The 20049-nt window shown below is 60.5% G+C and carries 21 protein-coding genes; 9 read left to right on the top strand and 12 right to left on the bottom strand.

All coding sequences use genetic code 11. The features are described 5' to 3' along the window. Window positions 1–234 precede the first annotated feature (234 nt). Window positions 235–516: a hypothetical protein gene (locus QEZ49_RS10245; protein WP_280386601.1), complete on the bottom strand. Its 282-nt coding sequence runs from the start codon at window positions 514–516 to the stop codon at window positions 235–237. A gap of 430 nt (window positions 517–946) precedes the next feature. Here QEZ49_RS10245 and QEZ49_RS10240 point away from each other — a divergent pair, with 430 nt between their 5' ends. Then, window positions 947–1390 (top strand): hypothetical protein, encoded by a 444-nt coding sequence (locus QEZ49_RS10240; protein ID WP_280386599.1) that lies wholly within the window; start codon window positions 947–949, stop codon window positions 1388–1390. A 141-nt stretch (window positions 1391–1531) separates the two neighbouring features. Here QEZ49_RS10240 and QEZ49_RS10235 read toward each other — a convergent pair whose 3' ends face one another. The 3 genes from QEZ49_RS10235 to QEZ49_RS10225 form a co-directional block, all read right to left on the bottom strand. Continuing rightward, entirely contained in the window at window positions 1532–1951 is a 420-nt protein-coding gene (locus tag QEZ49_RS10235; RefSeq protein ID WP_280386598.1) for a DUF2147 domain-containing protein, read from the bottom strand. 393 nt (window positions 1952–2344) lie between these two features. Further along, window positions 2345–2770, bottom strand: a complete 426-nt coding sequence (gene arfB, locus QEZ49_RS10230) for an alternative ribosome rescue aminoacyl-tRNA hydrolase ArfB (RefSeq protein ID WP_280386596.1) — start codon at window positions 2768–2770, stop codon at window positions 2345–2347. Window positions 2771–2773: 3 nt separating this feature from the next. Continuing rightward, a complete protein-coding gene (locus QEZ49_RS10225) occupies window positions 2774–4456 on the bottom strand; it encodes an NAD(P)/FAD-dependent oxidoreductase (RefSeq protein WP_280386594.1) in 1683 nt (560 codons plus the stop codon). Between the two features lie 199 nt (window positions 4457–4655). On the opposite strand from QEZ49_RS10225, the gene QEZ49_RS10220 reads away from it, so the two are divergent. Further along, entirely contained in the window at window positions 4656–4904 is a 249-nt protein-coding gene (locus tag QEZ49_RS10220; protein WP_280386592.1) for a hypothetical protein, read from the top strand. Window positions 4905–5027: 123 nt separating this feature from the next. Here QEZ49_RS10220 and QEZ49_RS10215 read toward each other — a convergent pair whose 3' ends face one another. Beyond that, a complete protein-coding gene (locus QEZ49_RS10215) occupies window positions 5028–5921 on the bottom strand; it encodes a branched-chain amino acid aminotransferase (protein ID WP_280386590.1) in 894 nt (297 codons plus the stop codon). 468 nt (window positions 5922–6389) lie between these two features. Here QEZ49_RS10215 and QEZ49_RS10210 point away from each other — a divergent pair, with 468 nt between their 5' ends. The 3 genes from QEZ49_RS10210 to QEZ49_RS10200 all read left to right on the top strand — a co-directional run bounded on the left by QEZ49_RS10210 (window position 6390) and on the right by QEZ49_RS10200 (window position 9274). Continuing rightward, on the top strand, window positions 6390–6881 hold the full coding sequence (locus QEZ49_RS10210; protein ID WP_245281984.1) for a MarR family transcriptional regulator: 492 nt from the start codon (window positions 6390–6392) through the stop codon (window positions 6879–6881). 31 nt (window positions 6882–6912) lie between these two features. After that, on the top strand, window positions 6913–7629 hold the full coding sequence (locus tag QEZ49_RS10205) for a response regulator transcription factor (protein WP_280386586.1): 717 nt from the start codon (window positions 6913–6915) through the stop codon (window positions 7627–7629). A gap of 310 nt (window positions 7630–7939) precedes the next feature. Then, the gene (locus tag QEZ49_RS10200) at window positions 7940–9274 is read left to right on the top strand and encodes an ATP-binding protein (RefSeq protein ID WP_280387275.1); all 1335 of its coding nucleotides are present in this window, start codon (window positions 7940–7942) and stop codon (window positions 9272–9274) included. A 59-nt stretch (window positions 9275–9333) separates the two neighbouring features. Here QEZ49_RS10200 and QEZ49_RS10195 read toward each other — a convergent pair whose 3' ends face one another. The 3 genes from QEZ49_RS10195 to QEZ49_RS10185 all read right to left on the bottom strand — a co-directional run bounded on the left by QEZ49_RS10195 (window position 9334) and on the right by QEZ49_RS10185 (window position 11859). Continuing rightward, on the bottom strand, window positions 9334–10071 hold the full coding sequence (locus QEZ49_RS10195; RefSeq protein WP_280386585.1) for a TetR/AcrR family transcriptional regulator: 738 nt from the start codon (window positions 10069–10071) through the stop codon (window positions 9334–9336). A 470-nt stretch (window positions 10072–10541) separates the two neighbouring features. Then, a complete protein-coding gene (proC, locus tag QEZ49_RS10190; protein ID WP_280386583.1) occupies window positions 10542–11366 on the bottom strand; it encodes a pyrroline-5-carboxylate reductase in 825 nt (274 codons plus the stop codon). Between the two features lie 70 nt (window positions 11367–11436). Further along, on the bottom strand, window positions 11437–11859 hold the full coding sequence (locus tag QEZ49_RS10185) for a YbjN domain-containing protein (protein WP_280386582.1): 423 nt from the start codon (window positions 11857–11859) through the stop codon (window positions 11437–11439). Between the two features lie 48 nt (window positions 11860–11907). On the opposite strand from QEZ49_RS10185, the gene QEZ49_RS10180 reads away from it, so the two are divergent. Together QEZ49_RS10180 and QEZ49_RS10175 are read left to right on the top strand one after the other, a co-directional pair. Next, window positions 11908–12039 carry a hypothetical protein gene (locus QEZ49_RS10180; RefSeq protein WP_280386580.1) on the top strand — a complete coding sequence of 44 codons (132 nt, stop codon included), beginning with the start codon at window positions 11908–11910 and terminating at the stop codon, window positions 12037–12039. 532 nt (window positions 12040–12571) lie between these two features. Beyond that, on the top strand, window positions 12572–12868 hold the full coding sequence (locus QEZ49_RS10175) for a hypothetical protein (RefSeq protein ID WP_280386578.1): 297 nt from the start codon (window positions 12572–12574) through the stop codon (window positions 12866–12868). 1319 nt (window positions 12869–14187) lie between these two features. Here QEZ49_RS10175 and QEZ49_RS10170 read toward each other — a convergent pair. Further along, window positions 14188–14409 carry a hypothetical protein gene (locus QEZ49_RS10170; RefSeq protein ID WP_280386576.1) on the bottom strand — a complete coding sequence of 74 codons (222 nt, stop codon included), beginning with the start codon at window positions 14407–14409 and terminating at the stop codon, window positions 14188–14190. A 1217-nt stretch (window positions 14410–15626) separates the two neighbouring features. Here QEZ49_RS10170 and QEZ49_RS10165 point away from each other — a divergent pair. Beyond that, on the top strand, window positions 15627–15836 hold the full coding sequence (locus QEZ49_RS10165; protein WP_280386575.1) for a hypothetical protein: 210 nt from the start codon (window positions 15627–15629) through the stop codon (window positions 15834–15836). A 971-nt stretch (window positions 15837–16807) separates the two neighbouring features. On the opposite strand, the gene QEZ49_RS10160 is transcribed toward QEZ49_RS10165, so the two are convergent. Both QEZ49_RS10160 and QEZ49_RS10155 read right to left on the bottom strand, forming a co-directional pair. Continuing rightward, a complete protein-coding gene (locus QEZ49_RS10160) occupies window positions 16808–17083 on the bottom strand; it encodes a hypothetical protein (RefSeq protein ID WP_280386573.1) in 276 nt (91 codons plus the stop codon). Between the two features lie 72 nt (window positions 17084–17155). Continuing rightward, window positions 17156–17464, bottom strand: coding sequence for a hypothetical protein (locus QEZ49_RS10155; RefSeq protein WP_280386572.1), 309 nt, complete (start codon window positions 17462–17464; stop codon window positions 17156–17158). 1308 nt (window positions 17465–18772) lie between these two features. Between QEZ49_RS10155 and QEZ49_RS10150 the strand changes: the two genes are divergently transcribed. Continuing rightward, window positions 18773–18940: a hypothetical protein gene (locus QEZ49_RS10150; RefSeq protein ID WP_280386570.1), complete on the top strand. Its 168-nt coding sequence runs from the start codon at window positions 18773–18775 to the stop codon at window positions 18938–18940. Window positions 18941–19032: 92 nt separating this feature from the next. Here QEZ49_RS10150 and QEZ49_RS10145 read toward each other — a convergent pair whose 3' ends face one another. Next, entirely contained in the window at window positions 19033–19173 is a 141-nt protein-coding gene (locus QEZ49_RS10145) for a hypothetical protein (RefSeq protein ID WP_280386568.1), read from the bottom strand. Window positions 19174–20049 lie beyond the last annotated feature (876 nt).

Genomic DNA, 20049 nt, shown 5'->3' with positions numbered 1-20049 from the left:
CCGCCTTTGGCGCGCAACCGTTCCAAGGTTAGACGTGCTTCACCCAAATCCCCAATCGGGCATGTTGCCTCGCAATATGTCCAAACGAGGGCGCGGTTCCGCGACTCAATGCGATGCCCATACTACAAGCACCACCCCGGTGCCGATGCCCCGGCGCCATCTGAACACACCGCAATCCACGCCTATTCTGCCCCGACGGCGAAATCCGACGTGGAGATTGGTCGGCACGCACGCTCACTTGGCGGCGCAGGCAGTCAGTGCAGCCTCGCGCTTCTGGGCCGTGGCGCGCGAGGTGTCGGGGCTAACGGATGCGCACCATGCCGCGTGGGCAGCCTTATCGCCCGACCATTCCGCGCCCGACAGCTCGCACCGATGCTTCAGATTACGCTGCTGCTGTTCCAGCGCGGTCTTCACGTACCAGTCGCAGTTGGCGGATGCTGGCAGCGCGGCGGCGGTGAGTCCGAATATCAGCGTGGCGACCGGCGCAAACCCGAACATCCGTAGCTTCCGTTTCATGGTCGTCCTCACCGTCTCACCGTCACAATCATTGCGCCCGAAGCCCGAAATTAACCAAGGGGGCCTGAACCGCATCTGAATACGGCGCCGGGCGGTGCTTTTCCATCACCCAGATGCAGCAGCGATAGCGTGGCTAGAATCTAGGCGTTTTCAGTGGCGAGGCGATTCTGGCGTCATATTTGGCACTGTGTGGCTCTCCATCGTGACCGTGCGGCCACAGTTCCACAGGTAACAGCCCCACATGGCGCCTGTGGGACATTCTGCCTCCGTAAGCTGACAAAAATCTGCCGCATACGAACACGAGCGTGCCGCACATTCGCCAAGGGCCAGGGGCATAACTCCGGCGCTGGCCCACTGGGGGTGGCGGATCAAAACAGTAACCTACGTCTCCGCAAGCGCGGCGACGCGTACAACCACCGGAGCCGAACCAATGGCGACGACCTTCGATCTCAGCGACGTGCCAGCTTCGAATGCGGCGGATCTTGCCGCAGCGATGCGCTCACTGATCGAATCGGGCCACGGGCTGGTGCTGCTCAACGGCGCCACCGACACTGATCTAGACGCTGCCCGAGCGACCCTGCAACGCCGTCTGCATGCCGATCCACAGCAGGCGCTGGCCGCATTCCTGCGCTTCCGGCACCTTGTGGCAGTGTTTGGCGCCCGCCGCCTGCACAGCATGATGCTGCAAAACGGCTACACGCTTATGGCGCCGTCCATTGCCATCGCCGCCAACATGCGCCTCAACAGCAAGCGCGGGTTCAACCCGCAGCGGTTTCTGCTGGCGCTGAACGAGGCGCTCAACGGCAACATCGTGCCATTCGGCGCGCGGGCGCTGCTGCCTGGCGATGCCCACCCCAATCTGGCGGCCGCCTGACGGCTTGGCCACGCCTACTCCCATCCGGATAAAAAAATCGGCCGGCCCCGCTCATTGCGGGATCGGCCGAATTCATATTTGGGCAGCAAGCTTGGCCACGCCAAGCCGGAACGGACAGCCGTTTACCGGTGTGCGCGGGCTTTATTCAGTGACGCAAAGCGGCAGGTCTGCCGGTGCCGGCTTCCAGATGAAGCTGCGGCTGAAGAACTTGATGCCCTTGTAGCCGATCACCTTCATCGTGCCGTCGCGCAATGGCTGCAACTGCACATCGAACTTCGCGTCGTTGTCAGGATCGTAGATCCAGCCCTCATCGAAGGTGCCATCGCTCATTGGCTTCACGTCACCAATGATATCGAGGCCACAACCCTTAGAGTTGGCCTGATCGGCAACCCATACGACCTTGCCGCACAACGCCTTGCCGCATTCAGAGATTTTTACGGCGCCGCGTCCGGTGTGATCGATCCAGACCCCAAGCGGTGCGCGGTCGTTCTGCGCGTGGGCCGTGAGGCCAAACGTTGTCGCAAACGCGGCCATCGCGATGGCAACTTTCGCAAGCTTCATTGTCGTCTTCCCCTGCATCCCTGAGCTGATGATTCCGACGACGGCCCCGCCGCGCGCCATCGCGCCGAATCTACGGCCTAGAGCATGATCGCTTTTCTTTGAATCGCGATCCAACTCTAGCCCTTTGATCTGGCCCTTTGATGAGACCGATGATTCACGCTCCGGACTGATAGGGTCCGAAGCGATCATGGTCTAACGCCCCACACGCGGTTAATGTCTTAGGATCGACCCGCGCAGATGTCACGCTGCAGATTCCGGATAAATCGCCGCCGCCAACACATGGGAAAATATTGCCTTGCATGCAGCGCACGCATTGCGTGTCCGCATTTGCAGGGGCGACCTGGATCAGCCGCCTGATTCGCAGAACTGCAGCGCTAAAGCTCGAAACGAAGATTAGCCTAAGTCCGGTTTGCCGGTGCGCAACCGCTTCACCGTACTGCGGCGTGTTTTGCTATCGAGACGCCTCTCCTTCGACGCGCGCGTCGGCTTCGTCTTCACGCGCCGCTTCGGCACCACGCATGCTTCACGGATCAGCTCGAACAGTCGTTCGCGCGCATCGTCGCGATTGCGTTCCTGCGTGCGGAAGCGCTCAGCGCGGATGACAAGCACACCCTCCTCGTTGACGCGCTTGCCGGCAATGCGCAGCAGCCGCACGCGCACCTCACCGGGAAGCGCGGGCGAGCCAACATCGAACCGCAATTCAACCGCCGTCGAAACCTTGTTGACGTTCTGTCCGCCAGGGCCGGAGGAACGCACGAAGCGCTCTTTCAGCTCGTCCTCGTCGAGGGTCACGCTTTCGCAGACATAGACAGTTGCCACGGCCTAACCCTTCCTATGTCGCGAACGGCGCGTCCATGCCCGCAGCGGCCCGGACAGATCGCGCAGTATCTCGCGCGCTGCGTTATGGCCGGGCGCACCGGTGACACCACCACCGGGATGCGCGCCAGACCCGCACAGATATAGCCCTGCAAGCGGCAAACGATAGTCGGCAAAGCCCAACCGCGGGCGTGCCGAGAAAAGCTGATCGAGCGACAGCGCGCCGTGGAAGATATCGCCATCGATCATGCCGAAGCGGTTTTCCAGATCCAGCGGCGACAGAACCTGCCGTCCGATTACCGACGCGGCAAAGTTCGGCGCGTGGCGGTTCACGGTGTTGATGACAACGTCAGCGAACGCTGCCTTCTCATGCGCATTTGCCCAACTCCTGCCAGCGGGCAGATGCGGCGCAACGTGCTGCACAAAGAGGCTCGCAACATGTTGGCCGGGCGGCGCGAGCGTATCGTCGATCGTCGATGGGATGAGCATCTCCACCACCGGCTCACGCGACCAGCCCTCAAGGCGCGCATCGAGATAGGCCCGTTCGAGATAATCCAGCGTCGGCCCGATGACGATACCGGCGCCGTGGTGATCCTGCTGCTGCGTTCCGGGCCTGCATGTGAAATCCGGCAATTCGGACAGCGCAACATTCATGCGGAACGTGCCGGAACCGGCCTTCATGCCGGTGAACTGCGCGCGCGTTTCTGATGGCACGGCATCGGGCGCAATCAAATCGCGGAACAGCAGCTTCGGCGGCACGTTGGCGACGACTGTACGCGCGAAAATCTGTTCGCCATCCGCCAGCTCGACACCAACCGCGGCGTCATTGCGGGTGATGATACGCGCAACCTTGGCATCGGTGCGGATGAATGCGCCGCGCTGCGTGGCGGCAGCGGCGAGTGCAGCGCTGATTGCACCCATGCCGCCGATAGCGTGCCCCCACGCACCACGCTTGCCGTTCACCTCGCCGAAGCAATGGTGCAGCAGCACGTAGGCGGTGCCGGGCGTCGATGGCGCTGCGTAGTTGCCGACAATGCCATCGAATGCGAACGCCGCCTTGACGACATCACTCTCGAACCAGCCATCGAGAAAATCGGATGCGCTGCGCGTGAACAAATCCAGCAGCACGCGCTTTTCATTGAGGCTGAGCGCCATCATGCGCCGCCCCAGTCCAGCGCCCTTGATCAGTTCGGTGATGCCACCACCAGCATTGGGAGGCGTTGTGAGCACAAGATCGCGCAATACATCGGCAGCGCGTTCAAGCATCGCGTCATAGGCCGGCAACCGTCCGGCATCGGCCTGCGAGAATTGCGCGACAGCCGCCTGTCGTTCGGACAGCCCGCCGCGCATCAGCAGATAACGCTTATCGTCCACCGGCCAGAAGTTTGCCGCCGGACGATGCACGATGCGCAGCCCATGGCGCACAAGCTCAAGATCATCGATCACCTTGGGATTCAGCAGACTGACCGTATAGGCCGCGACCGAGTTACGGAAGCCGGGATGAAACTCCTCGGTGAACGCAGCACCGCCAACAGCGGCATTCTTCTCAAGCACCAGCACCTTGAGACCGGCGCCAGCCAGATAGGCCGCACATGTCAGGCCGTTATGACCGCCACCGACAATAATCGCGTCCAGATGCTGCAAATCCGGCGCTGCGCGGGCGGTGCCTGTTTCTGACCCGCTAATCATCGTTCAACCTTCTGCACTTGCTTCAGCACCTGCACATTGACTGATTTTTGTGGCTTCTGGACACCGTTACAGGCGGGGCCGTAGCTCAATCGAAAATTTGCTTTGAACTTTTTCTATTCCGTTAGCGTACCCTTGAGGGGCCCGATCATACCCTCCCAAGTTCGTTGACCCTTCAACGTCTAACGGTGGGAGTTTTTGAATGTCAGTTGCCACAGCAAGAGCTGTAACGATTGCCGCCGATCTCCCATCAACCGACTATCGTTTCGTGGGCCTGCTGATTATAGCCCTTTTTCCCGCCCTGTTCTGGACCGCGCTGATTGCAGCGGTTGGATCAATGGCCGGTACCGGTATCAGCCAGATGACGCTGCTCACCATCGGCACGACCATAATGGCAACCTGCGGCCTCATCGGCCAGTTGTTGTTCGCACGGGTGCAAAACCCGTCATAGGGGTCATGCTACGCGACACAGAGGCCAACACCCTTTCCCTGATGCAAACGAAAACGCCCGCCAATCCGGCGGGCGTTTGCTTTAGAGCTGTGAAAGTTCAACGCGCGAAAGCGTTGTAGCTGCTTACTCTGCCGCCTTACGGGAAGGCTGCACGCATGCAGTGTAATCGTTCAGCAGGTTCTTGGAGATCTCAGCCGGAGTATAGGTGTGCTCACCGATCTGCGAGACCGGCGTCACTTCAGCTGCGGTGCCGGTGACGAACACCTCGGTGAAGTCCTTCAACTCCTCAGGCATGATCGCGCGTTCGATCACCTGATAACCACGCTTCTTGGCCAGATCGATCACCGTGCGGCGAGTGATGCCGTTCAGGAAGCAATCGGCTTCCGGCGTGTGAATGACGCCATCCTTGACGAAGAAGATGTTGGCGCCGGTACACTCGGCCACGCGGCCGCGCCAGTCCAGCATCAGCGCATCGGCAAAGCCCGCGTTCTCGGCCCGGTGCTTCTCAACGGTGCAGATCATGTAAAGGCCAGCTGCCTTGCTCGTGGAGGGCGCCGTGGCCGGGTCAGGACGGCGGTATTTCGCCATCGTGATCTTGATGCCCTTCAGGCGCTGCTCCATCGGGAAGTAGGAACCCCACTCCCACGCCGCCACGGAAAGGTGGATCTTGGTGGCCTGCGCCGCCACGCCGATCTGCTCCGAACCGCGCCAGGCGATGGGGCGGATGTAGCAATCGGACAGATTGTTGGCCGCAACGACATCGCGGCAGATCTGATCGATTTCCGCCACCGTATAGGGGATGTCGAAATCGAGCGTCTTGGCGCTGTCGATCAGACGCTGGGAATGCTCCGAAAGCTTGAAAATCTCGCCGCCATAGGCGCGCAGCCCCTCAAACACGCCGCTGCCATAGTGCAGCGCGTGGGTGAGAACGTGAATGTTGGCCTCGCGCCAGGGCACCATCTTGCCATCAAGCCAGATGAGACCGTCGCGATCGTGGAAAGGGGTTGGCCCTGACATCCTGTGTTCTCTCCGTAGACTTTCGCGCCAGGATTGCTAGTAACCGACTGCGGGTAACCTAGGTAAGGCTGGCTTGGCGATTGTTCTCGTGAATTTTGAAGGTGGTTGGTGTAATCGGCGCAAATTAGAAGCGATCCAGACTGCCCTTCCAGATCACCACAAGGCTTAAGGTGTGCACCGTTCCCAAGTTTATCCAGTGCGCTTCAGCATCCGATGCAAGGCCGGGCAAATTAACCCGGAAACCCCTTGATGTAGCCTGAAAGCGCGGACTTGAGAGACTGGGCGAGCACGCCACCACCTGCGCGAAATCACTTGTCATGACTATCAATCGAGGCCAAATAAGTCAACATGACTGACATAACGTCCGACGCCACATCGGGTCGCCGCAGGGCGCGCGCCACCAAGGCTGCATCCACCCCCTCCCGCAGGGCACAGGGGGAGAGCTCGGATAACGGAGCAGCCTCGGGAATGGCCGCTCCGGCAGGTGTCGCATCGCCGGATGATCTGGTCGCCTGCGTCGAGCTGCTGTTCTTCGCCTATCGTGATTTCACCGGCGGCCCCGATGCGATACTCGAAACCTATGGCTTCGGGCGCGCGCATCACCGGGTGCTGCATTTCGTCTATCGCAATCCCGGCCTGCGGGTCGCCGATCTGCTCGATATTCTGCGCATCACCAAGCAGAGCCTTGCCCGTGTGCTGAAACAGCTCATCGATAAAGGTTTTATTATTCAACGCACCGGTGATGACGACCGGCGTGAGCGGCGCCTGTTTGTCAGCACCAAAGGCGGGCGTCTGGCGGAAAAGCTCATTACCCTGCAAACGCGACACATGGCGTCAGCGCTTGCCAATGTTGGCCCCGAAGCGTCGGAGTTTGCACGCCGCTTCCTTTTTGCCATGATTGCGGCCTCCGATCGCGCGCACGTGGAGGCCCTGGTCAAGCAGGCGGCCCCGCGCACGTGATTGCATATATTCGAACCGGCGAGGGGCACCCATGAGAACGGCAAAGGCTGCGAGCACTCCGCTTCCTGACAACGCGCCCCATGTGTTGATTGTCGACGACGACCAGAAGATCCGCGATCTGCTTGCGCGCTATCTGGCCGAGCAGGGCTTCCGCGTAACCACCGCACAGGACGCAGCAACCGCACGCGCAGGAATGCGCGGCCTTGAGTTCGACGCCGTGCTGCTGGACGTGATGATGCCGGGGGAAAGCGGGCTGGATCTTGCGCGCGAGCTGAAAGCAACGCGGCCCGTTCCCATCTGCATGCTGACGGCGCGATCGGAGCCCGAGCACCGCATCGAGGGGCTGGAAGCCGGCGTTGACGATTACATCCCCAAGCCATTCGAGCCGCGCGAGTTGCTGCTGCGCCTGCGCAACATTCTGCGCCGGGCGGCGGGCGGTGGCCTGGGCCCGGCCGGTGATGAAATCCGCATGGGCAATCACGTTTTCCACGTGACGCGCGGCGAGCTGAAGCACATGGAAGAAACGGTGAAGCTGACGGAGCGGGAGCGCGACCTGCTGCGCATGTTCTCGCAGCGCATCGGCATGCCCATTCCACGCCATGAACTGGCGTCGGAGGATTCCACTGGCAGCGACCGCGCCATCGACGTGCAGATCAATCGTCTGCGCCGGAAAATTGAAACCGACCCCTCCAACCCGGTCTACCTCCAGACAGTTCGGGGCAAAGGGTATATTCTCTACGCGGATTGATCACGGTGATCGTCCGCAGTTTTAAGGTCGGTTGTTGATGCTTGCCAGAGGCGATGAACCCGAGCGCCGCTCGCTCCTGCCATGGCATGCGCTCTGGCAGTGGCTGCGCCGTGGACGCAAGGACCCCGCCACCGAAAGCATAACGACGGCTGCACCTGAAGCGCCCGCACGCAGCGGTATCATCCCGGCATGGCTTATGCCGCCTGTCTGGCTGCTGGCGTTTCCCGCTGCACTGTGGAACCGGCTGCCAGCCACGCCGCAATGGCTGCGGTCGTTCGGCTCCTGGTTCGGGCGCGTTCATCGCCGCAACATGGCCTATATCGGCGGCTGGCTTGGCGACCTGCTGCCGAAGGGCCTCTATGCGCGCGCGCTCATCATCATCATCGCGCCGATCGTGGTGCTGGAAGGCGTGATCGCGTTCGTCTTCATGGAACGCCACTGGCAGGCGGTGACGCGGCGCCTTTCGGAGGCAACCGCGCGTGACATTGCAGCAGTCATCGACATCTATCAGCAGTATCCGAAGAGCGACGACAGCCAGCTCATCGAGATGGCGCGCAACCGCCTGAACCTTTCCATGCAGGTTCTGCCGAGCGGCGATCTGCCGGCGCCACGTCCCAAGCCGTTTTTCGCGCTTCTAGATCGTGCGTTGTCAGACGAAATCCGCAAGCAGGTGCAACGGCCGTTCTGGATCGACACAGTTGGCCAATCGCGGCACGTTGAAATTCGCGTCAAGCTGGATGACGCCATTCTGCGCTTCGTCGCCACACGCTCCCAGACGTACGCCTCCAATTCGCACATCTTCCTGCTGTGGATGATCGGCTCATCCGTCATTCTGCTGACGGTAGCCATCCTGTTCCTGCGCAATCAGATCCGGCCCATTTTGCGCTTGGCGGAAGCTGCCGACGCATTCGGCAAAGGGCGCCGGGTACCTGAGGATTTCCGGCCGCGCGGCGCGCGCGAAGTTCGCCAAGCGGCAACGGCATTTCTCGAGATGCGCGATCGCATCACCACGCACGTCGAACAGCGCACAACGATGCTGGCCGGTGTCAGCCACGACATGCGCACCATTCTGACGCGCTTCAAGTTAGAGCTGGCGCTGCTGGGCGATACGCCTGAAGCGCTGTCGCTGCAGTCGGACGTGCGCGAGATGCAGCACATGCTGGAAGATTATCTGGCATTCGCGAAGGGTGATGGCGGCGAGGAATCGACGCCTACCAATCTGCGCGAACTGCTGCAGGAAATTTACGACGAGGCCCAGTACTTCGGCACGCCGATTGAACTGAAGCTGCGCAAGCGGCGGCAGGATCTGGTGTTGCCGCTGAAGCGGCAGGCGTTCAAGCGCGCGATCACCAACCTTGTTTCAAACGCGGCCCGTTATGGCGACCAGATCATCATCCGCGGTGCGGTCGAGGGCCAGTGGCTGCGGATTGAGGTGGACGACAACGGCCCCGGCATTCCGGAGGAGGAACGCGCGAACGTGTTCCGGCCATTCTATCGCATCGACCATGCGCGCAATCAGGACGAGGGCAACACCGGCCTTGGCCTAGCCATCGCCCGCGACATCGCCAAGAGCCATGGCGGCGACATCGCGCTTGGTGTCAGTTCAATGGGCGGACTGCGCGCGATCATTTCCGTGCCGCTTTAGCTTTTTGATTGCGCTCGGCGACTCTCCTCCGGAGAGCCGGCCGCCGAGCGCGTGACGGTTCACGACAGCGCGCCGGGGGGAATGTTTTCCATGTCGTCCGGCGTCGGATCGGCGGTGTTGGCCTTCGATGCTCCCCGCGATGATGTGCGCCTGTTGACTGCATCCCGGCACGATCTGGCAAAACCGCATAGCTTGCCGAATGCACTGTCGGCCTGCTTCAGCACGCTTTCGCCACGGCGCAACCGGCGATCGAGCACAGCCATTGTTTTGCCGAGGCCCGGATCGTCGTCGGTCAGCCAGGTGCGATAGACCGATGCATATACGCCGGTAAGACCGCCTGCACGCAAACGGCCCTCGACGCCATCGGCACCTATACCAGCCGCGCGCAGCATCCAGACTTGCGAGCGCGCAACAGCAGCTGCGATAGCGGGATCGACCGACCAGCTGTCAGAAATTGAACGCAGCGCCGCCTTATACGGACCCAGCGCATCGAAGCGCGCCATGATGACTTCGAACAGCGCATCGCGCGGCGTTGTCTGCGATGGAGCGCCATCTTCCGTTGTTTGCGCGCGCCCACGCTGCGTAAGCTGCGTTTGAGCAAGTACCTCGTCGTCGATCATGCGCACGAAAGCTGCGATCACCTCGCCTTTAGAACTGAAGGTGTTGCGCAAATCAACGAGACTGACACCCGCTGAAGCTGCGATATCTGTCAGCGTTACGTCACGCCACGGCGACTGCGCGGCGAGGCGCATGGCCGCTGCCACCAGCCGCCCCTTTATCGTCGATTGATCGATCATCGTGCTGCCTCCTTGCCGGAGCCGTTGCCCCGTCGCGGCGTGCTCTCTTCCGCTACCTTAGAGATAGGCAGCCATCGAGGCCGGAAAAAGCCACCGCAGTCATCGGAATTGGAGTTTCCCTTGGGCTAGCTCAGCAGCAACGTTAAATGCCTGCCGGATGGAGGGCGTCAGCGAAGCGAGCTGTCACGCAGCCCTGAGGGGTTTGGAGCGCCGAGGTTTGTTCAGATCACGCACCGACACGATTGCGTGAGACGCCCGCGAGGCGGTTGAACGGCCTGTAACACTATACCATAACTATCTGCATGGTGTGGCGCCCTGGGGCACCGGACGCGCAGAGCTCAGCAGCCTATCCTCCTTGGTTTTCTGAGCCTTGGGTGCCAGACACACCAACTTGCCCGAGCCGCCGGGGTTCTTGTCCGCTCAGGCAATGCAAGTGACGCGGTCGCGATCGGCTGATGCGCTTTCAGCGCTTACTTGGCCAAGTCGCGGCCGCGTTGCGTTGCAGCCGCCACTGCTTCCGTCATCAGCTTTTGCAGTCCGTCGCCGGGTGCACTCAGCACCTCCAGCGCCGCTGCCGTGGTGCCGCCAGGCGATGTCACGTTGCGGCGAAGATCCGCCGCTGACAGCTCCGATGCATCCAGCAACGCACCGGCGCCGGAAACCGTGGCGCGTGCGAGTTGCTGCGCCAATGCTGGATCAAGGCCCGCAGCCTCGCCCGCCTGCGCGAGACATTCAGCCAGATAGAAAACGTAAGCCGGTCCAGAGCCCGAAACCGCGGTGACAGCGTCGAGCAGGTCTTCATCGTCGAGCCAGATCACGTCGCCGACTGCCGCAAGCATGGCATCCGCAACGGCGCGCTGCGCATCGCTCACCTTGGCATTCGGAACAGCAACCGTGGTGCCGCGCAGAATCGCAGCCGGCGTATTCGGCATCGCGCGCACAACGGCGGCATCCGCGAAGTACTGCTCGAAGTTGGCGATCCGCCGTCCTGCCGCGATAGAAACGATAAGCGTCTGCGGCCCGGCAAGCACGGCAAGCGCGGGCAGCACGTCGTCCATGATCTGCGGCTTGACCGCGACCAGGATCACCGCTGGCGTGACATCGACAGCGGCGGCATCGGGCACGGTCTTGATTGCGTGTTCGGCCAGCAGATCCATGACGGCCTGCGGCGGTGCCGGATCCTGCACAACGACCGTGGAAGGATCCAGTCCGCGGGCTAGCAATCCCTTCAGGATCGCTCCACCCATCTTGCCGGCCCCGGCAAACAGCAAAGGCCCGTTGAAGGCAACGCTCATATTTTACGCCCCAGTGCTGCGGGGCGCGCGCCGCGCCCGATATCAGGCCCCGGAGTTCAAAGCCCCGATCTCAGGCCTGGCCTTCGGTCTCAAACATCGCCGAAACCAAAGCCTCACGGCTTTGCTTACCTGCCCAGACGACGAACTGGAAGGCCTGATAGTAGCGCTCACAGCCCTCAAGCGCGGCCTGCAGCATGGCCTCGCACTGACGGGTGGTTGCAACAGCACCGTTGAGCAGCAGCGCATGTCGGAACATGACCAGCCCGTCCTGTGCCCACAGATCGAAATGCCCCAGCCAGAGCTGTTCGTTGATCTGGGCCACCAGCTTGTACATTTCCGGCAGCCGGTTTTCCGGCACGCGGAAGTCGAAAGCACATGCCAGATGCAGCGCTTCCAGATCGTCCCGCCAGTTGAGCGAGACGTGATAGTCGGTCCACGTGCCGGCGATAACCAGCGTCAGCTCAACTGGCAGGACGATCTGGAAGCGCTGCATCTGGCATGTGCTTTCGACTTCCGCGTGCCGGAAAACCGGCTGCCGGAAATGTACAAGCTGGTGGCCCAGATCAAGCAGGCAACTCTGGCTGGAAAATCTGAAGATGCTAAAGACAACTGGTCATGTTCCGACATGCCGCTGCTGCTCAATGACCTGCTGTTACTATGCCCGTCGGTCTGAGGCCATGCTGCAGGCGGCCGAAACTGTGAAGCGCTACTATCAGGCGCCGGTTCGTCTCTGGGCCCCGGGTAAGCAGGCACCGTGAGGCGCGCGGCTTCGGCGGCGTATTTGAAGACGAAGGCGGGCCTGAATCCGAAATCCGGGGCCCTGATATCGGGCGCGGCGCACGCCCCGCGCATTTTGAGCACAAGTGCCGAGCGTTGCACTTCAACGGATTTTGCTGACGCCGGGGTTGTGCAAAGTGGGTGGGCGATCCTGAAAGTTGCTAGCCCGCGGACTGAATCACTCCGCATTCGTTGTGCGGGATCCGGCACCGCCGAGCCGTCATGCTGTCAGGCGCAATCAGACCGTGCTTGATACCGCCGCTGTCGATGTCGCCAGCGGTGATCTGGTCGCTCTGAATCATGGACTGGCGCCCGCGCTGCGCAGACGCTTATCGTTATCGCGTCGAGCAGTACTTCGCCGGATGCCGCCGTGCTGCGCGTGCCGAAACGCGTATTCTGCGCTACGGCTGCGGTATACCGAATGCCAGATGAGCGATGCGCAGCGCGCCGTTGCAGATGCCAGCTCTTGCGGCAGTCAGCGCGACGTGATCTGGCTCGACGATGAAGACCTGCTCGACTGTCACCACTGGTCAGACTCTGGAACAGGCCATTTCTATCTGGCTGAATGTCTCGCGCAGACGAGCTGGGCCTTGATCCAGCGTGGCAACCTTGCGCGCCACGGTTTCGTGCATCAGACTGTCAGCTGGCGGATCTTCGCCGCAGCGGCTGTTATCGCCTGGCGGCTGCGGCGGCGGGTAATTGCGCTGACGGCTGAACAAAACTGATGACGGAAGCGTGGCGGCATTCTGTACAACGCGGCCGCGACCCGAGCAGATAGCGCTGAAACGCATCCGTGATCCTCGACATCCTTGCCTGAGCAGACAAACCTGTCGCGCTCGGCGCAGGAACAGTATTGTCGCCAGATAAGCCGGGGCCAGACTGCTGGCTCTGCGTCAGCTGCAGGCGCTGCCATGCAGATGAGATTATGAGTATGAATGTGCAGGCCGTTCAACCGCGCCATAGGCGTCACTTTTGTCGATGTCGATGCGTGATCGGCGCTCCAGAAACGCGTGACAACTCGCGCTGACGCCTGCATCCATGCGGGAGACGCTGCTGAGCTTAGCCAAAGGATAATTCCATTGCAATTAACGGCCTCGATGGCTGCCGTCTAAGGTAGCGGAAGCGCGCCGCGGCGCCGGAACGAGCAGCTCCGAAGGTAACGATGATCGATCAATCGATAAAGAGACGCTGAACAACAGCAACCACATGCGCCCTCGCCGCGCCGTGGCGTGGCAGCAGCAGCTGACGGAATATCGCAACTTCAGCAGATGTCGATTGGTGCGCAACACTTCAGTTCAAAGGCGGGTAATCGCAGCTTTCGTGCATGATCGACGACAGGAATACTACTCAAACGCAGCACTGCGCGGCTGTCGCGCAACAACGGAAGATAGCGCTCCATCGCGAACAACGCCGCTGATGCTGTTCAGAATCATCATGGCGCCTTTCGATGCCTTGGCAAAACGGCGCTGCGTTCAATTTCTGACAGCTGTCGGTCGTCCATATCGCAACAATGTGCGCGCTCGCAAGTCTGGATGCCGCTGTAACATAGATGCCGATGGCGTCGAGGGCCTTGCGGATGTCTTACCAGCGTATATCACATCGGTCTATCGCACTGGCTGACTCTGGCGGAAATCAGACCTCAGCTAAAACAGTAAGCAATGTCCGTCGCTGACTGGCAGCGCTTAGCCGGCAATGCGGACTGCCGGAACGTAAACAGGCACGCATCGCGGGAACATCGAAGATAACGCCGCCGATCCGACGCCGACATGGGCATTTGGCGCGCTGTATCTCGTAGACCGTTGCTCGGCGGCCGGCTCTTCCGGGAAAATCGCCGAGCGCAATCAAAGAGAGCTAAACTGGCGCGAAATCGCGCGCAATCCATATTGAACTGACGCAAGCACCTCACCGCCGTAACTCTTGGCGATGTCGCAGACGATGGCGGAGCCCAGGCCGGTGCCTCGTCTGACGCACATGGTCGATGCGATAGAATGGCCGGAACTGCATTCGCCTCCCCTCCGGAATGCCGGGAATGTCGTCACCTCAATCAGCCGCTGGCCCTCGACCGCACCGCGATGATGTCTGTCGCCATAACGAATATCTGATGAAAAGTAGGTGAAATCGCCTTGCTTGACGCCTGCCGCTCGGGTAACGACGCAGATCCTGCCGCCGCTTGCGCAGCTGCTTCGGTATCGGCGTGCTGATCGTCGTAAATTTCCTGCGGCAGTTCGCGCAGATTGGCATAGGCGTCGATTCGCGTCTGCGCCATCACCCTTCGCGAAATGCCAGATGTCTTCACGGCATCTCGCGCATCGGCTTTAAAGCGACAGCGCTCAGGCGTATCGCCAGCGCCAGCTCTGGCGAGCGCAAAATGGTGGCTGACGCCGGCCAGCATCGTTACTGTTCGACGTGCAGTGGTGTCCGCGCATCTCGAGAATGCCGTTGCCACTGGCGGAGCTTCGCGCGCTACGCGCGAATCCTCAGGTACCCGACCCGAATGCGTCGGCAGCTTCCTGCCAGCGCAAGATGGGCCTGATCTGGTGCGCGGAACTGGATGGCTGCCGTCAGCGGGAGATGCGATGAGCAAATCCGCAGCGGGAAGATGTGCGCGGGCGTGGGGCTACGTCTGGGAGCGCTGGCGACGCAGGCGCAGAATGGCGTCGTAACTGACGCAATTTCAACGTGCGCGAATTAGCCAACTATGTCGGTAACCGTTGCACCTGCTTACTCGTCTGACAACGCGCGATCTAGAAGCGCGAAGAAAAGCAACTGGTTGTGGCAGCGGCAGATCGCCGCTCAGCAGAACCTGCATGAAAGGTGACGGTACGCCATCTCGATGAGCTGGCTATCGTCGCGCTCGGATGCTGCTGATAGGTATCGATGACTGCTGCAATGCGCGCGCGGTGCGCCGAAGGCGCCGCGTCGCCGCCCGAGTGGCATTCCATGAAGACGAACGCGTCACGCGCTCCAGCGCACGTCGCTGATAATGATGAGCGCATCAGCAGAGGTAACTGTATAGATGCAAACCAGCCGCCGACATTGCAACGATAGACGCATACAGACCAGAGGCTCCAGACGACCGCAGCCATGCAGCGTGGCGCTAACGTAATTCCTGAATGCAGCGAAACGCCAGCAGCCGAACGGCGGCATAAACGCCATGCCCGGACGATGCACCGCGTGCAGATGCGGCAAAATGGTGCTCTCGGTGGCGAAATCGCGCGCTGCGTCCGCAGCGCAGCCACTGCTTAGGCGCTGGCTGCTGCATGGCAGGAGCGAGCGGCTTTCAGGTTCATCGCCTCTGGCAACATCAACAACCGACCTTAAAACTGCGGACGTCACCCGATCAATCCGCGCGCAGAGAACGCGCTTGCCCCGAACTTCTCTGGTGACGGGTAAGAGAAGTCGGTTTCAATTTTCCGGCGCAGACGGTGATCTGCGCGTCAGCGGTCGCCTTGTCTGACGCCAGTTCATGGCGTGGAGATAGGCATGCCGATGCGCTGCGGGAACATGCGCGGCGAATCGCGCTCCACCGTCAGCTTCACCGTTTCTTCCATGCTTCAGCTCGCCGCGCTGTCGCCGATGAAACGTGATTGCCATGCAGATTTCATCACCCAGCAGGCCCAGGCCACCGCCCACCGCCAGCAGGCTCCAGCGGTGACGAAACGCTCGCGCGGCATCAAGCCCCAGAGGATGTAATCATCAGCGCGGAAAGCTTCCATAAATCGCGCCGTCAGCATACGGATGGGGCAGCGCGTTGCTTTCGGCTTCGCGCTGGAATCCAGCCCTTTCCTGGCATCATCACGTCAGCCAATGCAGCGTCAGACTCAGGCCGCTTTTGCATTCCTGCGCCATTGCTGCGTCCTGTGCGTGGTTACGCGGAAACTTCTCACGGCGCCAGATAACGCGAGCCAGTGGATCTTCTGGTCGTCGTCGGCAATCGGCACGTTATCAGAGCGGAATTCTTTCGCGGCTTGCCGTTCTCATGGGTGCCCCTCGCATTCGAATGCCAATACTGTCGATGCGCGGGCATTACCGCGCTGACCAGGCTCCGCGGCGATCGAGCCGCAATCATGTGGCAAGCGTGCAAACTCCGGCAGCTTCGAGACAGTGGCAAGCGCTGACGCCAGTAATGTCGCGTTGCAGAATGAAGGCACCGCCAGACGCCCGCTGTACAATGCTGATAGGCAGGCGCCACGCCGAATCGTCATCACCGAGTAATTGCGTGAATGTAGGCAGCACATCGATGATATTTCAGCGCACGAAAAAGCTCTGCTTGTGATGCGCCAGATATCAGGCAAGCGACCCCTCGAAAACCCGGATACGCGATAATGCAGCGCAGTTGATGCGCGCTGTAGGTTTCGGAGATATCGCATCGAGACCGCCAGTAAATCACGATAGGCAGAACAACAGCTCGGCCTCAGGCGACCAGATCATCCGGCGATGCGGCACCTGCCGGAATTCCCGAGACTGCTCCGTTATCAGCTCCTCTATTGCTTACTGCGGAAGCCTTGGTGGCGCGCCCTGGCCCGTGGCGTCGGGCGGTGTAATCAGTCATGTTGACGCTGACTGGCCTCGATTGATAGTCATGACGAAATGATTTCGCGCGGAATGGTGGCGTGCTCGCCCAGTCTATAAAGTCCGCGCTTCAGGCTTGCATCAAGGAGGTTTCAGGTATCTTGAAGCGCTGGATAAACTGGGAGCAGTACTACACCGCCAAACTGCCCCAATTGATCTGGAAGAGCAATCTGGATCGCTTCTGGTGCGCCGATTACGCAACCGCAAAATTCACGGAACAATCGCCAAGCCAGCCTTTTCATTACTAGCAATCCTGGCGCGAAATCTGAAAACTGGAATGGGAATACCTCGATCGCGACGGTCATCATCTGAAAGCGATGGCTGGATGTGCTTACAGCGCTGTAGATAACATTCACGTTCTCACCCACGCGCTGCGCTATAACGGCAATGCGTGTTTGAGGCCGCCTGTAACGGCGGATTTTCCGGAAACTCGGAGCATTTCAACGTCTGATCGACAGCGCCAGACGCTCGATTTCGACATCCCTGCGGTAATCGGAATCGGTCAGATCTGCCGCGATGTCGTGCGGTAATCTGTCCGGTGCCACATCCGCCCCATCGCTGGCGCGCAATTCAGGATCGGCATGGCGGCGCAGGCCTCTCCGCCTTTCTGGCCGCGCGTCGTCGTCGCCGATGAACAGCGCCTGAAAGGCATCAAGGTCCGCGATGGCAATACCGCCGTCACAACCTGGCGCCCTCCAGCAAAGAACTGTAGCCTTATGATGCGACCAACGCCGGGCTGCGGAGCGCACGTATGTCGCCGGGCTGGCGCAGCCTGGCCGAGTGTACCCGGCGCCAACATCAGGTGGCGTCATTCCGCCGAAATTGACCTTCGCTATCGCCTCTGCCATTGTCCAGAAGCGTGGGTAAGATGATCGAACGCGTAATGTCTGAAGTTGAAGGCTTCGCAGGTATTCGTCACCCTGGCACCGCAACTGAAAACTGACGCCGGTCTCGCAGATCGATGAGCACCTATACTCCGGCTGCTTCTCCAGAACCTGCTGGGCGATTACGCTGCATGCGTTGACCTTCCCGTAAAGGGCTGGCAGATAAACGGCTACAGCTTTCGCTTGCCCTTCGCAGCTCTAAAGCAAACGCCCGCCGGATTGGCGCAGCGTTTTTCGTTTGCATCAGAATGATTGCCTCGCAGTAATCGCGCGGCACTGACTTCTATGACGAGTTTTGCCACCCGTACAGTGGCTGCTGGCCGATAACCGCGAATTTGCCATTATGTCGTGCCGATATTGAGCAACAATCGCTCTGGCGTCACCGGTACCCGGCCATTGATCCAGCCGCTGCAATCAGCAATCAGAACAGAGCGGAAAGAACATAATCAGCGAATTTTGGGAACGATAGTCAGTGATGGGATCGGCAGTAATCATGCAGCTCTTGCTGTAACTGGCTTATTACATTCAAACTCCACCCGTTAGACGGAGGTCAACTGAACTTGGGAAGATGATCAGATACTCAAGTGTATGACGGAATAGAAGAAATTCAAACAAATTTTCGGTGAATATATGGCTGTCAAATACAAAATCAGTCAATGTGCAGATGCTGAAACAAGTGTGGAGCGATGATGCTGGAATCAAGGCACCGCCGCGCAGCGCCCGTTCGCATCTGGACATGATTATTAATCGAGTAGCGATATTGGCTGATGTGCGGCCTATCTGGCTGGCGCTGATCTCAAGTGCTGAATAGCGGAAAATTCTGTTGCTGTGCTGCGTTCACCGAATTTCATCAGCTTCCGTAATCAGTCGCCATGCCTTGTCGGTCCTGCTCTGAAATCCCAGGTGATCGATGATCTGAACTGTGCGCCATGGGCTGCGCATCGTACGTCGTCCGGCGGATGCAATACAGACGAATAAGCGTTATCTGCTGATGCGCGGCGGAATATGGGCGATATCGCAATTCATCGCGGGCGGCTCTCTGGGCGGTGCCAATATGTGCGCGATGCGCGCTGCTGTGCGCGATCTTAATGCTCGCAGCGCCTCCCAGTAGCAGTGGCATCACCAGACTGATCAAGGGCGCTGGACTGGGGCGGCGCATGATGGCGCTCGGCTATGATGAAAGCGCGATTCTTCTGGATATTCGCGCTTGGCGCATCCGATTTTCTCGATGGCTGGTCAGGTGATGTCGTCAGACGGCGTTCATTCGATGGCGGTATCGACATTACACTGGCGCAGCGCGGCGCACTGCCGTGCTGCTGCTGTGCGCTTCGGCGGCGTTGAAGACGGCGTGGTGCGTGGGGCGCGCTATCGTAACGCTGCGCTGCCGCCCATCGGCGCATTCATCCCGCGCCGATGCCAAGGTGCGCGTATCATCACCCGCGGCGCAATGCCGCGGTTGAGATGTCGAGCTGGCGGATGGCGAACTGAATTTTCGCGTACGGTATCGTCGCCAGCGTGCCGCCGAGCTGTATTTCAGGTGTGCGCCCGATGCCTGCATCAGAAGACGCGCGCATTACACCGGCATGAAGGCGGTAGCGCGTTCGCATGAATCTGCGCTGTCCAGATTGCCAGTTTCAATGCAGGCCCGGAACACGGCAGCGGGATCACCACTGACGCCGGTATCAACGCTGGACTCAGACGGGCTATCCTCGATGCGCGCCTTCGCGTGATGAATGCGTCCATCGACGATCGACGATACGCTCGCGCGAACCTCTTGCGCCGCGTCTGCGCCAGCTGGCGAGTTGAACCCAGATGCGCGTGAAGGCGGCGTTCGCTGACGTTGTCATCAACCGTGGTCCGCCGCGCTGAACTTGCCGCGTCGGCAATCGGACGGCGAACTCCTGTCGCGGATGAAGGCCGCTTCGGCTGTTGCCGATGGCATTCCCGCGGCGCGCTGAACTCGCCCGCTGTAGGCTTTGCCGATATCGTTGCCGTAAACTGGGGCTATATCTGTGCGGGTCTGGCGCATCCCTGATGATGTGTCACCGATGCGCCCTGGCACCGCAACCTGGCGCGGATACTGCGGTCAGGCCGCTGCGGGCATCGAACGCGCCGTTCGCGGCATGGAAGGAGTTAGGTATGCAACTGTCTATGTCTCGCGAAGCGTGACCTCGTGGAACCGGCTGGCGACCAACGTTCCTCCGGCGAACGTCAGCAGATGGTGGTGCGGTTCGATGTTGGCTCGCCCGCGCTTCCAGTGAGCGTGCGCGTGCAGCTGCTGCGCTGTGCCGGCAAACGCGTCAGCGGAGAGTGTGCTTGTCATCCGCGCTTGAGCAGCGCGCGCAGGGCACGATGCGTGCGCGCGGGCGGCTGTTCAGGCTGATCCGTGAGCATGATGCCGAGAGATATCTGTCACGAGTATGGAAGTCGTTTCTTTAATATGGCAATAT

The sequence above is a fragment of the Hyphomicrobium sp. D-2 genome (genome assembly GCF_029872155.1).
GTDB lineage: Bacteria > Pseudomonadota > Alphaproteobacteria > Rhizobiales > Hyphomicrobiaceae > Hyphomicrobium_A.
Note: the sequence above shows the minus strand (reverse complement) of the source record. Positions and strands in the feature narration are given on the sequence as shown.

Excerpts from the sequence above, each read along its gene's own strand:
- QEZ49_RS10245 (WP_280386601.1), bottom strand. The coding sequence starts at position 516 with ATGAAACGGAAGCTACGGATGTTCGGGTTTGCGCCGGTCGCCACGCTG.
- QEZ49_RS10240 (WP_280386599.1), top strand. The coding sequence starts at position 947 with ATGGCGACGACCTTCGATCTCAGCGACGTGCCAGCTTCGAATGCGGCG.
- QEZ49_RS10235 (WP_280386598.1), bottom strand. The coding sequence starts at position 1,951 with ATGAAGCTTGCGAAAGTTGCCATCGCGATGGCCGCGTTTGCGACAACG.
- QEZ49_RS10225 (WP_280386594.1), bottom strand. The coding sequence starts at position 4,456 with ATGATTAGCGGGTCAGAAACAGGCACCGCCCGCGCAGCGCCGGATTTG.
- QEZ49_RS10220 (WP_280386592.1), top strand. The coding sequence starts at position 4,656 with ATGTCAGTTGCCACAGCAAGAGCTGTAACGATTGCCGCCGATCTCCCA.
- QEZ49_RS10215 (WP_280386590.1), bottom strand. The coding sequence starts at position 5,921 with ATGTCAGGGCCAACCCCTTTCCACGATCGCGACGGTCTCATCTGGCTT.
- QEZ49_RS10210 (WP_245281984.1), top strand. The coding sequence starts at position 6,390 with ATGGCCGCTCCGGCAGGTGTCGCATCGCCGGATGATCTGGTCGCCTGC.
- QEZ49_RS10205 (WP_280386586.1), top strand. The coding sequence starts at position 6,913 with ATGAGAACGGCAAAGGCTGCGAGCACTCCGCTTCCTGACAACGCGCCC.
- QEZ49_RS10200 (WP_280387275.1), top strand. The coding sequence starts at position 7,940 with ATGGCCTATATCGGCGGCTGGCTTGGCGACCTGCTGCCGAAGGGCCTC.
- QEZ49_RS10195 (WP_280386585.1), bottom strand. The coding sequence starts at position 10,071 with ATGATCGATCAATCGACGATAAAGGGGCGGCTGGTGGCAGCGGCCATG.
- proC (WP_280386583.1), bottom strand. The coding sequence starts at position 11,366 with ATGAGCGTTGCCTTCAACGGGCCTTTGCTGTTTGCCGGGGCCGGCAAG.
- QEZ49_RS10185 (WP_280386582.1), bottom strand. The coding sequence starts at position 11,859 with ATGCAGCGCTTCCAGATCGTCCTGCCAGTTGAGCTGACGCTGGTTATC.
- QEZ49_RS10180 (WP_280386580.1), top strand. The coding sequence starts at position 11,908 with ATGTACAAGCTGGTGGCCCAGATCAAGCAGGCAACTCTGGCTGGAAAA.
- QEZ49_RS10175 (WP_280386578.1), top strand. The coding sequence starts at position 12,572 with ATGAGCGATGCGCAGCGCGCCGTTGCAGATGCCAGCTCTTGCGGCAGT.
- QEZ49_RS10170 (WP_280386576.1), bottom strand. The coding sequence starts at position 14,409 with ATGGCGCAGACGCGAATCGACGCCTATGCCAATCTGCGCGAACTGCCG.
- QEZ49_RS10165 (WP_280386575.1), top strand. The coding sequence starts at position 15,627 with ATGCCGATGCGCTGCGGGAACATGCGCGGCGAATCGCGCTCCACCGTC.
- QEZ49_RS10150 (WP_280386570.1), top strand. The coding sequence starts at position 18,773 with ATGATGAAAGCGCGATTCTTCTGGATATTCGCGCTTGGCGCATCCGAT.
- QEZ49_RS10145 (WP_280386568.1), bottom strand. The coding sequence starts at position 19,173 with ATGCGCGCGTCTTCTGATGCAGGCATCGGGCGCACACCTGAAATACAG.